Source organism: Thalassotalea ganghwensis (assembly GCF_053485795.1).
Genome location: NZ_JBQRUM010000015.1, coordinates 73,128 through 87,561 on the forward strand (window position 1 = coordinate 73,128; position 14,434 = coordinate 87,561).

9 protein-coding genes and 1 tRNA gene are annotated in these 14,434 nt (G+C 39.6%); 1 reads left to right on the plus strand and 9 read right to left on the minus strand.

From position 1 onward, the window contains the following. Positions 1-7: 7 nt before the first annotated feature. From ACSLUH_RS14745 to ACSLUH_RS14770, 6 genes are all read right to left on the minus strand, one after another. Entirely contained in the window at positions 8-475 is a 468-nt protein-coding gene (locus tag ACSLUH_RS14745; RefSeq protein ID WP_448568339.1) for a nuclear transport factor 2 family protein, read from the minus strand. A gap of 129 nt (positions 476-604) precedes the next feature. Continuing rightward, entirely contained in the window at positions 605-1,777 is a 1,173-nt protein-coding gene (locus ACSLUH_RS14750; RefSeq protein WP_448568341.1) for an FAD-dependent oxidoreductase, read from the minus strand. A gap of 92 nt (positions 1,778-1,869) precedes the next feature. After that, positions 1,870-3,084, minus strand: a complete 1,215-nt coding sequence (locus ACSLUH_RS14755; RefSeq protein WP_448568343.1) for a beta-propeller fold lactonase family protein — start codon at positions 3,082-3,084, stop codon at positions 1,870-1,872. 121 nt (positions 3,085-3,205) lie between these two features. Beyond that, entirely contained in the window at positions 3,206-4,300 is a 1,095-nt protein-coding gene (locus tag ACSLUH_RS14760; RefSeq protein WP_448568345.1) for an ABC transporter substrate-binding protein, read from the minus strand. Between the two features lie 114 nt (positions 4,301-4,414). Continuing rightward, on the minus strand, positions 4,415-5,353 hold the full coding sequence (locus ACSLUH_RS14765) for a polysaccharide deacetylase family protein (protein ID WP_448568347.1): 939 nt from the start codon (positions 5,351-5,353) through the stop codon (positions 4,415-4,417). 169 nt (positions 5,354-5,522) lie between these two features. Then, entirely contained in the window at positions 5,523-6,350 is an 828-nt protein-coding gene (locus tag ACSLUH_RS14770; protein ID WP_448568349.1) for a MipA/OmpV family protein, read from the minus strand. A gap of 254 nt (positions 6,351-6,604) precedes the next feature. Between ACSLUH_RS14770 and ACSLUH_RS14775 the strand changes: the two genes are divergently transcribed. Next, positions 6,605-10,723 (plus strand): thrombospondin type 3 repeat-containing protein, encoded by a 4,119-nt coding sequence (locus ACSLUH_RS14775; RefSeq protein ID WP_448568351.1) that lies wholly within the window; start codon positions 6,605-6,607, stop codon positions 10,721-10,723. A 214-nt stretch (positions 10,724-10,937) separates the two neighbouring features. Here the strand turns inward: ACSLUH_RS14775 and ACSLUH_RS14780 are convergent, their stop codons facing one another. The 3 genes from ACSLUH_RS14780 to ACSLUH_RS14790 all read right to left on the minus strand — a co-directional run bounded on the left by ACSLUH_RS14780 (position 10,938) and on the right by ACSLUH_RS14790 (position 14,422). Next, positions 10,938-11,237, minus strand: coding sequence for an Arm DNA-binding domain-containing protein (locus ACSLUH_RS14780; protein WP_448568353.1), 300 nt, complete (start codon positions 11,235-11,237; stop codon positions 10,938-10,940). A 172-nt stretch (positions 11,238-11,409) separates the two neighbouring features. Beyond that, positions 11,410-11,486 (minus strand) — tRNA-Ile (locus ACSLUH_RS14785). A 179-nt stretch (positions 11,487-11,665) separates the two neighbouring features. Beyond that, on the minus strand, positions 11,666-14,422 hold the full coding sequence (locus tag ACSLUH_RS14790; protein ID WP_448568355.1) for a choice-of-anchor B family protein: 2,757 nt from the start codon (positions 14,420-14,422) through the stop codon (positions 11,666-11,668). Positions 14,423-14,434 lie beyond the last annotated feature (12 nt).

A 14,434-nucleotide genomic window follows, 5' to 3' on the forward strand; every position in this document is an offset into this window, starting at 1 on the left:
TATTTCGCTACTGATGATATTTACGGATCACGCCAACTTTACCATTGTCCATTTCTAGTACTTCCATCATGACATGCTGATACTCAATCGGTTGTTTACTTTGTGGATGAATTCCTTTAGCAGATTTTGTATAGCGAATAGCCACCGCAGATTGATTAAAAGTATAAATATCAAGTAGCTCACTAGTGAACTCAGAGTGAGCTCCTAAGTAAAAGGTCATACCTTCTCGATGTCCGTCTTTCGCATTCGGTGCTCTGCTGCCATCGGTCACCCAGGGTAAGTGAGTATGGCCAACATCTTCCGCTAACAGTTCCAAATAAGCCTCTATATCGGCTTTAGTGGCGTTAGGAGCTTGTGTTGCCGACATTCGCTCAAAATAAAGTTGCCCAAAAGCTTTTAAGTCGACCGTACTTTCATCAGCGAAAGTGAAAAATGCCATTAAGGTTAATAGCAACAATAGGGGTGTTTTTTTCATTTTTAGTTCCTTTAATTTGTCTTAGAGGTGTTATTTCAAAGGCGTAGTTCTTATTTTAATCGTTAATTTACCGGATAGTTGTTATCCTGTATACGAAGATTTTAGTATTGCAGCTTATCACTTCTTGATTTACCCAGTGTTTTTAAGTGGTAATCCTTGTGACCATCCTTTAGCCATCCCGTTAATCATCGCGTTGAAATCACTGCGTTTACTAGCCAAATTCCGTTGTTGGCAATAAAACTCATCCGAATTAAAAATTGATGATGCTAAGTTTCTCCCCGAGTTAATAATACTGGTTGTTTTTTCAAATCGTAGTGCTGTAAATCGTTGAAATACATTACCAATGTCAGAAGTATTGGCTTTAAGGCATTCGCTAAAATGCCAAGCGTCTTCTAAAGCCTGACAAGCACCTTGCCCTGAGGTTGGCAGTGGAGCGTGGGCTGAATCTCCCATTAATATGACATTATTTTTGTGCCAACACGAAATAGGCTGGTGATCATGGACAAAAATTTTGTTGATATCTTCGTTTGGCGTTAGCGCGATGGTATTCATTATCGGAGCAGGCCAATCACTAAAAATACTCATAAGCTCGTGCACATATTGGCTAGGATCTTTTGTGGTGATATGTTTCGCACATGCGCCACCTGCCCAATATGCAGAGTATGTTGATATCGGTACGATACCAAACCGATGGCCAACACCCCAAAAATCGAGCACTTGATGGTTTTTGAACAGTGGCTTGTTGCTGGTTGCAACACCCACCCAATTAATAAAACCTTGATAAATAGGGTAGTTGCTGCCATTAACATAAGTGCGAGCAGGAGAATTCATTCTGCCTTCTGCACCGATGATAATGTCTGCTGTCAGCGCTTTGCCTTGTGCAAAGTTGACCTTTGCGTTTCCACGCACTGTTTCAATAGTTTTTACCTCATGATCAAAATACGTTTTAATTCCCAATGTGTTAGCACGCTGCGCTAAAACCTTCATTAAATCGCGTCTCAAAATTGATAAACTTGGAAACCCCATTTGTTTATTGAGAAGTTGAACATCAAGGCAACCTAAAGATTCATTAGTCGAAGAAAGGCGCTGCATTTGCTTAATATGGCCTGCAAGTTGTTTCAGCTCAGTTAGCACGCCAAGCTGCTCTAAAACAAAACATGCATTAGGCCAACAAACTATCCCGGCCCCAATATCTTTTATTTGAGAGTGACGCTCATAAATTGTAACGTTAAAGTGTCGTTGCTTTAATGCTATGGCCGTGGCTAAACCCGTGACGCCACCCCCTAGTATCGCAATATCCAATTGATTCTCCGTTGACCACCTTATTTTGTATTTATTTGAGCGAAATCATTGAACTAAGTCTAGCGCTGAAGTGTAAATGTTCATGTCTAATCTCAGTTAGTGTGGGTTATTACGTTAAAAACAACTAGTGAGTTGTTTTTACCTGTGGCGACCAGCAAATACTGGCTATCTGGTGTTAACGTCAGTGATGCTATTTTTGCTAATGAGTGTTCGCCAATTGTTGATATTTTATCTAGCAAGTCGAGTTTGCCGTTATTGGCAACTTCGAAAATATGGACACCATTACCCGACTCGCCTGCAGCAAATAAAGTAGCACCATCAGGTGTTAGCGCTAAACTGCTCGCACCTTCTAATCCCAAACCAGCAATATCTTTGTTAGTTATTGCTTGTGAAAAGGTAAATTGGCCGTCTTCATTTTTGTTTAATACGATAAGGGCATTGCTACCAGCACAGGCGATATAGAGAGACTTTCCATTAGGTGAAACCACTACCTTTTGAGGATTCAATAGATGTTCAAACCCTTGCATTTCGTTGGTGAGTACTTGTTTGACGGATAACCTTCCTGCAGGTGTTCGATTGAAAATAGTGACCTGATGCTGGTCAAAACCTAAGACATATAATTCATCGTTTGCGGGTGATAAAGCTAAACTGATTGGTTTACCTAAGCTATCGCTTAAAGGTGCTGCACTGTGTATTGCTTGGATAAACTTTAATTGTTTATTAGGTAATACGGTAAAAACCGAAACGGCATTGCTCATGTAGCTTGCCGTCAGTAATTGTTTTTCATCGCGTGTTGAAATAACATCCCATGCGCCTAATAGCGCCAACTTATCGAGCTTTCCGACAGGTAAATCACTATCAAACACGCGATCATAACCTAATCCATCAGAGATTGTTTTCTGGTATTTATAATCACCTTTGACTTTAGAAAATAAGGCTAACGCACCATCATAAAAGCCACTTACTGCCACGTGCTTTTCTTGGCCGTATAGTGCTATTGCTGAAGCACCTTCAAGGCCAGTGATATCAACATCCGAATTTTTAAAGATGTGACTAAACGTGAGTGTAAAATTTTCATCCGCGTTAAATACTGCAAAGGCATTATCATCACCACTAGCGATAAAAACTTTTGAATTATCGGACAACACAGCGAGATTCCGAGGATTGCCCAAACCGTCGTTGCCATCTACGTCATCAATTAAAATTTGATGCAGTACTAGCGATTTAAAAGAGGCCCCTTTAGAAGGGAAGCTGCTGAGCAAGAGTGCCATACTCAACGCAAACGTGAAGATTTTAAAAATATACACAGATTAAATACCTCAAAGGAAAACAACGGGTGTAGTTTAGCAGCTAATAGTAGACCAAAATTAAAAGCAGTGGCATGTGCACTAATAATATCTGTAAAATTTGTCAATGTGCTATTGTTTTTTACAGTTTATGGCGCATTTTTAATGCTTTTTTGGTGATTGAATTAACTAAGTTATCAGCCACCGTATTGTATGGAGGAACAAACATTCCAGACTTAAAGTTGTCGATAGTTATGGGCAATTGATTCAATGTAGTAGAGTCTTTGCGGGCAGGAAACATGGTCAATGCATTGGCAACCCTATCTTGAGCCTGTTTACTGATAAAATAATTGGCAATAACTTCAGCAGCCTCTAGTTTTTTACCTTTTAGATGGCGTAGAAAGTTAATGGTGTCTAACCATACCATGTCCCCTTCAGTGAAATTAATTTTCGTCCATTCATTTTTTACTTTGTTTTGAGCGACCACTTCAGGTCCCCAACTCGCTACTACGTTTAATGGAGGTGCCAATGATGGCGATGTCTGCCAAAATGAGTGGGTGCTCTGATATAACTTGCTTAGTTTGGGCAGCAAAATGTCGTTAGCAAATTGATAGGCTGTTTCTCGTTGGTTACTTTCAATTAAGTCGTTTAAGTAAAATGGCGTTTTACCTAATGCCATTAAGGTCAATCCAATATTATACCAAGGTTGACTAGAGTTTAGGGCTAGCGGACGTAGCTGGTTATCTTGCCAAAGTGAGTTGACACTATAAGATTGACCCGTTTCCCCTCTTTTCCATAGACCATAAATCCCTCCACCAAATGGTATGTAAAGTGGCTTGTTATTTTTTAAACCCATTTCTAGGTGGGTTAAGCTTGGGTATAAATTGGGGTACTCTGATAAGCGTGGTGATTGAGTATTGATCGGCTGTAAATATTGTGCAATTTTTCCATAACGCTTCTTGATAAAAAACAGTGTTAAAAAGGTCATATCTGTTTTCCCTGAGCGAATGAAAGAGTACATTTGCTCGGGATCGCTCGCATAAGGTTCAATAACCTCAAGATGATACAAATATTTTTTTTGATTGAGTATATTGTTTATATTCGAGATATCTTGAGCGGTGATATATCCTTCCCAGGTCATCACTTTAATTGGAGATGTGTTTGCAAAACTAATCGATGTAAAAAGAAAGAGTAAAAAAGGAATAATCTTCATTAGCGCATGAGTTACTGTTAGCATCCATAAACGTTATAAGTGTGGACGATGTGCAGACTTTCTGCAAATTGTTTTGTGTAAGCAAACTACAGGGCGCTCGGTACTGAGCGTCCATAATTCTCATTTTTAGCTCAAGCGTCATTGAAGCAAGACTTCTTTTTCAAACATCGCTTTTAGATAGTTTTCATCTAAACTGTGGTGCCAAAGGGCTTGATTTTGGCCTTTATCTTTTGCAATTTCGCCAATTCTACCTGGGTTAAATTTGAAGATGTTAAGCGTTTGATATTGGGCGATCTCATCAGAATAGGCTTCTGAAATCGGGATGATCTTCCAGCCTTGTTGACGTAATTCGTTAACCAAATCACCAATAAACAGTGCAGAGACATCCATTTCATGGAGTAACAAGACATGTTTGGGAGAACGACCTAAATATTTAATTGCCATTTGGTCATAGTAGTTAATGCTTTCCATGAGTTGCTGTACATAGAAATTTCGAAGCCGAGATATATCAACAGTGATCCCGTCTTTTATGGCTTTTTGAAATAAACTTTCGATATACCAATCATAGTTATTGGCGGTGATGTACGCATTTACATATTTATGCTTTGTGAGGAGTTTTCGAAAACCATCGCGTTTTTTTAGTGTATCGCCTTCGCGCAAATAAGGAAAACGAAACCACGGTTTGAAGTTTTTAAATGTTTTTAGCTTGTGATCAGCCTCTAAAAAGTCGTCACTGAATTCTTTTAGTGACAGTCGGTTAAAGTTTGGGTGGCTATTGGTATGATTAGCAATGATATGACCAGCGTTAGCATATAAGTTTAATCGAGTAATACCTTCTTCATTTAGTCGCTGAGAAACTGAAAAAAACGCCACTTGCTCAACGTCATGAAGAGTCAATGCTTTGATAAGTTTTTGTGCTCTTGTTTGCCCATCCAAATAGCCATTTGCATGCCGTGGGGAATCATCAAAAGTAATGGCAATTTCTTTTTCAAAGGCATGCAGATTTGTGCTTGTTAGTAATAGAAATAATAATGAAAAATTTCTGACATAAGAGATAAGGTCTTTAATAATTGACAAATTAATGGCCACGGGAGTTATGTTGATAAAGTCCGTAATCTTCTGACTTTTAGTTGCTTATTACAACCCTTGATTTTTAGCGACTTCGCGACTTGCGTAATTAAAGGCTATATACCCGTGTTCAAGTGAAAGAAACAAGTTTGTTTGAAGTAAATTAAGATTAAGCGATTTAGAACAGATATATAAAACCGATACCTATTTCAGCTTCATAGTTATTTTGAGCTATTGGGCTATCTTTAATCTCGCCAAAATATTGTTCATATACAGCCTCTGCGAAGATTTGCCAATTGTCGTTAACGTTATGGCGAAAATTGTAGTTAATTCCGATTGAACGAAAACCGCCATCAAGATAAGTTTCGGTTAAGCCTGAGGCCGATGATTGCTCTTCATCTATTCCGAAATCTTTATTGGCGTAATCACTGTCGTGAAACACTACTGCGATGGCAATCTCATGTCCGCTTCCATCGCTCTTATCACCAAGCCTATAACCTAATCCTATCAGACCAAGGTTTCCGTTTTCACCAGCTACGATGCGACCGTCGAGCCAATATCGCCAATCGTCATCTAAGGTGTGACGTAATTGTAGCACCAATTCAAGTCCTTCTTCACCATCACCGAGTCCCGCTAAATGACCTTCATCAGAAGCACTTTTTTGCCGCCCTTCGTCGAACGATAATGCGGCTTCAAATAGCCAATTATTAGCGCGTAGACCACGCCACCCGATAGCTTCACCTGCCCAATAGAAAATATCATCACCACTTCGCCATTGAACTGCGCCAGCAGGATCTGCTTCTAAACCAAACTCATCTGAACCTTCATAGGCTGATTCATATTCGACGCCTAAGCCAAGGCCAATTGCCCAGCCATTTTGACCTTTTGTGAAATCATCAAGCGATGGTAAGGGCACTAACGCTGCGTTTTCACTTTGTAATGATGCCGCATGAGATAAAGCACTTTGCATGAACAAAATCACTAAGATAAGTTGAATGGTTTTCATTGGGATATCCTTAGTTTGGCTCCATGTCTTATTTATACAAGAGCGGCCTGATTTCTAGCTTAAGTATACGTTGATATTTGAAAAAGAAATCTTCTCTTAATTAATGAATTAGCCAAGAAACTATGCTAGATTACGCGAAAATTGTCTACTTAAAGGGATATACCATAATGTACTGGGAGTTATTAAGCTTTCCTTCAGTTAAAGTTTCTCTAACTAATCATATAAAAGCTTTCATCATTATATTCAGTTTGCTGATGGCTTTTCCATCTAATGCCGCTGACATTACACCGCCAGAGTTTAAAAATCTCGAGCTATCAACTAATACCATTGATGTAACCGATGGTAATCAAGAGCTTGATGTAACTCTTACCGTTATGGAAGCTGAATCGGAAATTAAGATTGCGAGGGTTAGAATATACCCAGGAACCAATGTTAACTCACCACACAGTAAAGATCTTGCTTTTGAAAGTGGCTGGGTAGCAAGTGGGGAAGAAAACACCTACACAAACACAGCTAAAGTTATATTTGACCAAGGTGATCCAACCGCCACATGGAATGTTACTATTTTCTATATCATAGATACTAATCAAAATACCGGCTCTGATTTATCTGCTTATGAACTAAACAGGCTAGGCTTCAACCCTTATATAACGGTAACTAACCCTAAATTTACCGATCTCACTCCTCCTGAGTTCAGAAGTATAGCGCTTTCTACTAACTATATAGATCTATCAAATGGTAGTAAGCAACTAACTGTTGATTTAACACTTTTCGATGCAGAATCTTCGATTAAGAGCGCTATAGTTGCAATAATGCCTCCTACAGAAATGGAACCACATCAAAAATTTGTCGACTTCGACACAGACTGGGTAGCTGGTGATGAAGCCAATACCTATACAGCATCGGGTAAAGTAACTTTTGATAGTGAAGATGTTGATGGAAAGTGGCGAGTTGTCATTTATAACATGACAGATACCAGTGGCAACACTGATTACTTTGGCGTGACGACACAAGAAATAGAAGAATCCGGTACTGACCCCTATATCAATATCACTAACACCGCAGATGTGGATACCACGCCACCAGCATTTAAAAACTTGGCTTTATCTACTCACAGTCTTGATGTGTCCAATGGCAGTAAACAGCTAGCTATAACCGTAACTCTCTCGGAAGCCGAATCTACCATTAGTGAAGCTTGGATGGAGATCCTGCCACCAGAGGGCGTTCCAGCTTCCCATACTAAGCGTATATACATAACTGATGGCTGGGAAGCAGGCGAAGAAGAAAATACCTATACTGCTACTGCTAATGTCACCTTTGATGATTCAGATATTGAAGGCACCTGGACAATACACGTGGGTCGCTTGATTGACAACAATCAAAATGCGGACTATTCAACCATCACAGCTAAAGGACTGCAAAAGTTAGGCATCACACCTCATATCTCTGTAAGAAGTAAAGCAGACTCAACTCCATTTGACTCAAAGGTCGAATACGACTTTGAAAAAAGTAGTTTTTCAACGACGCAAAATACGGTTTTGAATCTTACCATTGAAGATGGCGTGGAATATGAGTTCAATATATATACAAATGATTTAACTGAACTATCCAAAGTTAATTTTTTCCACACTGCAAGTTATGATATTGATTGTCACAATGCAAAGCATGAAATTAACTGTTCAATTACAGCAACACCCTATACTGATTTTATTTCGATAGAGATCTTAAGCGCTACAGCCAGCACTAACGATTTTAGTTTAATGACTTTTTTAGCGCCTAAGGGACTTGTTCTAGAAAGTGATTGGTCATCTAATCGCCTAGGCTCTTCAGACTTCGATTACGATGGTGATGGCATAGGTAACAACGCTGATACCGATGATGACAATGATGGTGTTCTCGATGTTGACGATGCCTTCCCGCTTGATAGTACAGAGTCTGTTGATACCGACGCTGATGGTATAGGTAACAATGCCGATACTGATGATGATAATGATGGCGTACTCGATACAGACGATGCCTTCCCGCTTGATAGCACTGAGTCTGTTGATACCGACGCTGATGGTATTGGCAACAATGCCGATACCGATGATGATAATGATGGCGTACTCGATACAGACGATGCCTTCCCGCTTGATAGTACAGAGTCTGTTGATACCGACGCTGATGGTATTGGCAACAATGCCGATACCGATGATGACGGTGACGGCATTCCTGATGAAGATGATGAAGCTCCTCTAGAACCAACGGTTGGCGACTCCCAGGCTCCTGTATTCCCTGAGCTTACTGACTTAACTTTTGAGGCTACAGGTACTACGACAGATATAATGCTAGTTGCGCCCGCAGTAACGGATAATAACCTAAATGCTCCGACTGTCGTGTCTAACTATCAAGGGCCATTAACACTTGGCCTACATGAGATTACATGGACGGCAACAGACTTTGTCGGCAATATTGCAACAGCTATTCAAAGGGTAAAAGTAATCGACACTACTCCGCCTTCTTTCCCTGATTTACAAGTTCAAACTATTGATGCCAAGGGAATATATACAGATATAGCAAGTAATATCACTTTAGTAGCCAATGACCTTGTTGATGGTGATGTAGAAGTCCAGCTGTTAGGTGACACCGTATACACTTCTGGATCATATACAGTTGCTATATCAGCAGAAGATTTTTCAGGTAATTACGTTGAATCTGCAGTTGAAGTTCATATTCAGCCGCAAGTTGTGTTAAATCAACAGCGTAAAGTAGAGCCTGGGGCTGAGCTAGCAATCCCTGTCTACTTATCAGGCAATGCAGCTGTTTATCCCGTTGATATTATCTATGAAGTTACAGGAGTAAATGCAAGCACTAACTACTTAAAGTCAACTATTGAAGAAGGTATCAAAGGCTCATTACATATCACTATTCCAGCTGATGCTGTAGACGGTGAAACAGTTAAAATATCCTTATTAGCCGCTACCAATGCCGTGTTAAGTCAGTCAATTGATAGCGAGCTAACCGTAGATACGTTTAATTATGCACCTAGCGTTGCAGTAACGGTTAAACAAAACCAACTGCCTATCAATGTTATTGATACTACCGCAGGTGTAGTCACAGTTACTGCAAACATTTATGACAGCAATAGTGGCGATACCCATACAGTTAATTGGAGTACTGGTGATACTCCGCTATCAGATTTAGCCAATGACGACAAAGCTAATACTTTTGAGTTTTCTCCTGAATTACTTAGCTCAGGCAATTACAGCCTTGTAGTTAATGTAACAGAGGGTAATACCAGTGAAACGTATGCAACTAGTCTTGAATTGAATTTGGTTGTTAAGTCCTCGTTAGCAACTTTAAGTGATACAAACGACAGTGACAATGATGGTATTTCAGACCTTGAAGAGGGCTATACTGATAGCGATCAAGACGGCATCTCTGACTATTTAGATGCTAGTAATAACCCAAGCCTTCTGCCCATTGATGGTAAAATGTCGTTTATGCGAACTATCAACGGGCTATCATTAAGTCTAGGTGATATTGCCAGAACATCTCGCGGAGAAACTGCAAAAACAGCCACCATTGAAATAGTTGATATTGTGACTGATGACTCATCTACAAATGCCAAAGATATTCATTTTACACAGTTATCTAACATTACAAATTTCAATATTACAGGTCTATTAACAGTTGGTGATGTTGTTCCTGTCGTTATCCCGCTCACTGAAGGAAAGAGCATACCTGAAGGGGCAGTATATCGTAAATATAGCCAAGAACACGGTTGGTTTGACTTTGTAATTGATGATAACAATGCACTGTTATCAGCATCAAAAGATAATGCCGGTAACTGCCCGCCACCTTTATCTGATGTATATCAATTAGGGCTAAATGTTGGCGATAATTGTATTGAATTACTGATAAAAGATGGCGGCAGTAATGACGCCGATGGACAGCTAAATGGCATGGTTAAAGATCCTGGCGTATTAGCAGTTGAAATACCAAATCAAGCACCTGTAATTGATTTAGACTCTCCTTCAGAGGTAAATGAAAATACAAATGTTACTATTGATGCTTCTGGAACAACAGATGCGGAAGGTGATAACTTAAGCTTTCAGTGGGAACAATTATCGGGTCCTTCGATCAATTTATCAGATACTATGTCGTCTAAACTTACTTTTATGGCGCCAGAAGTAACAAGTGCTCAGGAAATAGAACTTAAATTAACGGTTTCTGATGGCAGAGACTCGGTTTCTATCACCACATCTCTTACAGTAAAGAATGTGGAAGCTCCACCAGTAGAAAAAAGTAGTGGCGGTGGCTCTATGGGGTGGCTGTTGCTGCTTTCTCTTTTCGCAATGCAAAACAAAAGAAAGCTAAAGCTTGCAGCATAATGAAATAAAGAGGTCAGCACGCGTTATTATCACGCACTGACCTCTTTATTTAGCCTTCTTAAAAGCAAACTTAATTAATACTCACTAAGATATATTGGTATTGATGTAAAATAGCTAAGGTATAAGCTCCCATACTTCCTCTCAATCAATCCTACTTACTAGGCGTAATATACATAATATGCCAACTTTTAATTGAATAAAAAGACCGTAAAAATTAAGCTCCGCAAGCACCTTTATTCGTTACTCTACTTTGAACTATATCCTTTGCTAATAAGGCTCGGGCATCATCTCGTTTCTTTCTAGCATTTGCTATAGACACAAGAGGATATTGTCCTAAGCTTATATTTTTTCTTTTGTTGGTGTTTGGCTTGATGTAGTTGAATAACCAATGTTTATTACCATTAGGTTTTATGCGTAGTTGCAATCCAGCACCGTCAGCTAGGTTATATTCTTTACATTTTGCTTTCGCCGAACGTATTTTAGTATCTGTAAGTGGAGGAACGGCTTTGGGCAATGTAACACCATCCATTTAACAAAAAGGGTATGTTACAAAAAGTGTTACATTAGAAATGAGATTTCTCAAGAGCTTCTGAGAGGTTATGATAGATAAAATTTAAGAAAATGTTAATAAATATAGGTATTTATGATAATTATTAACTTTGCTGATATTTCTTGATAAGAAAAAATGGTGGCCCCTCCGTGACTTGAACACGGGACCTACCGATTATGAGTCGGGTGCTCTAACCAACTGAGCTAAGGGGCCATTTAGAGGTGCGTTTCATGGACAGAATTATGAAACGGCGTGCAGTATAAGCATTTTTTATTTTATTGTCACTAGCGGAAAATTAAAAAGTTGGTAAATTTGGTGCGTTAGATTATTTGTTGAACAATCATGATTTATTGGTTGCTAAGATCATGATTGTTCAACGGTCGTTATTTACTCTATTTTAATTGATAACGTCGCCCAATTCCGATTATTGATAACAAGATAAGTAACCAAGACGCTCCTCCACCACCTGAGGATGGCTGGTTTGTGGTAGGCGGTGTTGTTTGCGTCGGTGCCACTACTGTGATGGTGATGCTTTCGGATGTAATCGCTCCTTTACTATCAGTGGCACTAAATTCAAAGGTTAATGTTCCAGCGCTTGATGGTGCAGTAAAAGTAGCGTTGATTGTTGTCTCGTCACTTATGGATACGCTTTCTCCTGCGGATTGTGTCCAAAGGTAAGTCAGCGCATCTTGCTCCGCATCACTTGCCTGTGCAGTAAGGGTTACACTTTGGTTGGTATTGACTTCAAAATCTTCACCAAGGCTTACCGTCGGCGCCGTATTAGTATCATCATCTGATAGGGTGATCGTCAGTTCCGGATGGCTACCTAATTTACTTCCGTCAACACTAGTGAGTAACACGGTGAAATTTTCTTCTACTTCTTCTATCTCGTCATCAACTATGAATAATGTGATAGTTTTTGAAGCATTATCCCCATCGCTCCAAGTCAATCTGCCAGAAGCACTATCAAAATCTTCATCGGCAACGGCAGTGCCTGAAACTGTCTGATAATCAACGGAAACTTCACCCTCGATACTCCCCAATCTATTAACATTTATGTTTATAGAAGTTTGGTTTTCAGCAGTTATAAAAGTAGGGGCTTCAAAGCTGACAGAGCCTTGGTCGATGACACCTGCAATGTTGACCGTGATGTAGTTATTTTCTGATAAAACGACGCCATTTTGAGGATTGTGGAGACGTATGAAAAAAGATTCAGGAGCTTCTTGCCCGCTTTCATCTGGGGCAATTGATATGACTATTTCTTTGTTTGAAACATCATTTTCTTGCCAAGTTAGCGTCCCATTTTCTAGGACAAAATCTTCATTGTTTGTGGCGCTACCGGAAATAACTTGATATTGAACCGATGTAGCGGCAGCATTCTCTGCAACATTTTCACGTTGCACGCTAATGTTAAGCGTCGCATCTTGTTCGGTTTCAACAGATGTACTTGCAAAACCTATCTGACCGTTAATCGTGTCTTTGGTGTTGTCTTTAACTATATATAAACCACTATTAATGTCACTGACGATGATATTTCCTGAGGGTAAGTATGGATAAACCCCCCAAGCGCCATTGAACGAAGGTTCATCATTAGCAGGGAAGGTATCAAAAAAACCAACTTCTTGTGGGCTACTAGGATCTGAGATGTCTAATATTGTTAAGCCACGAGTGTAATTTGACATATAGTATCGGTTACCGCGAACATAGCCATTATGATCGATAGCGGTAGTAGGCCCAGTCCATTGGCCAACCTGGACTGGGTTTTTTAAGTCATTAATCGAGAAGATCCGTACGGTGCTATTTAAACCGCCTCGATATTCATCAAACTCATCATGAAGTAATACATATTGTTGATCTTCTGTACTCCAACCTGAATGCACATATTGGTTGCTCTTACTGACGTCATTGTATTCAGCTGTACCGAGTAAGGTCGTTTGCTGTGGATCTGTTATATTCCACAGTTTCATCTCTTTCTCATTAAAATCGATAAAAACTGTGCATTCAGAGCTACTCTCATTACACCCAGTTATCGCCCTTTGATCATTGATTGAGATAGATGAACCATCATGAGTATAGCCATCGCCAAAGTAACTACCGCTATTAGCTACTAATGTTCTTGGAGTATTTAGTGAGTAACTTTGAAATGCACCTAAATTGGTATTAGCACCTACCAGCTGCAAACTCGGCTCTCTGTTTGGTAATGCGATATTGAGTGTATGATCAACATTAGAAATATATATATTATGGGCTGTTGAAACAACACGATTGTTCTCTACTTTACTAATAGAGTGTGGCAAGCTGTTTAAATCAACTATGGTGACATAGTCTGTTAAACTCAGTTGTTTGTTACCTTCCGTTGTTACATAAGCGTACGCTTGCCAAAGGCCGATAGTATCATCGAAATATTGATAAACTTTTACGTCACGCCAGCCAGAATTAACACCGCTAATTGTTCCCACTTCAACAGGAGCTGTTGGTTCTGAGATATTGAAAATAGTGACGCCGTTGTTGGTGGTCATGATCGCATATTCATCGCCACTATTTAGATCAACATGTCCCCATATATCGCTACCTCCGCTTGGATTTGATGAAAACTCATTGAGAGGGACGTGAGCAAGTAAATCAATATTGTTACACGTAAAGGTGTCGGCAATGCCATTAACACACTCGACATTAGTTTGTCGTTCGCTAAGTTTTGCATGTTTTGCCAATAGGGCATTAAATTGGTCATCATTTTCAAATGCCTTGCCATCACTAATAATATTAAATCCTTGTGATCTGAGTTGCGAAGTCATTGAATCAGGGACGTTAGAAAGTCGTGTTATGTTTACGTTTGGGCTTTGGCTTTGAAAATGATCAAAGCGGTTGTATCCGCCTTTTACAGGAACCAATGCATTATTGAGATAAAATAGTTCATCTGCTGACGCTATTTTGTAGGTTCCTGATGCCACTAACACTTTATCGCCTTTATTAGCTTGTTTAACGGCATAGCCAATTGTTTTACATGGGCGTAAAACATTCTCACATTGCCCGACGTCTTGACCTGTTTCTGAAACAAATCGGGCTTTATCATGCTCAGAGTGCGCAAAAGCAGATGATGTTAACAATAAAGTTGTGGTTAATGTTGGTAGAACCAAATATCTAAACATAGGCTTTCCTAG

Coding starts and splice junctions, on each gene's coding strand:
- ACSLUH_RS14745 (WP_448568339.1), bottom strand. CDS start 475: ATGAAAAAAACACCCCTATTGTTGCTATTAACCTTAATGGCATTTTTC.
- ACSLUH_RS14775 (WP_448568351.1), top strand. CDS start 6,605: ATGGCTTTTCCATCTAATGCCGCTGACATTACACCGCCAGAGTTTAAA.
- ACSLUH_RS14790 (WP_448568355.1), bottom strand. CDS start 14,422: ATGTTTAGATATTTGGTTCTACCAACATTAACCACAACTTTATTGTTA.
- ACSLUH_RS14770 (WP_448568349.1), bottom strand. CDS start 6,350: ATGAAAACCATTCAACTTATCTTAGTGATTTTGTTCATGCAAAGTGCT.
- ACSLUH_RS14760 (WP_448568345.1), bottom strand. CDS start 4,300: ATGCTAACAGTAACTCATGCGCTAATGAAGATTATTCCTTTTTTACTC.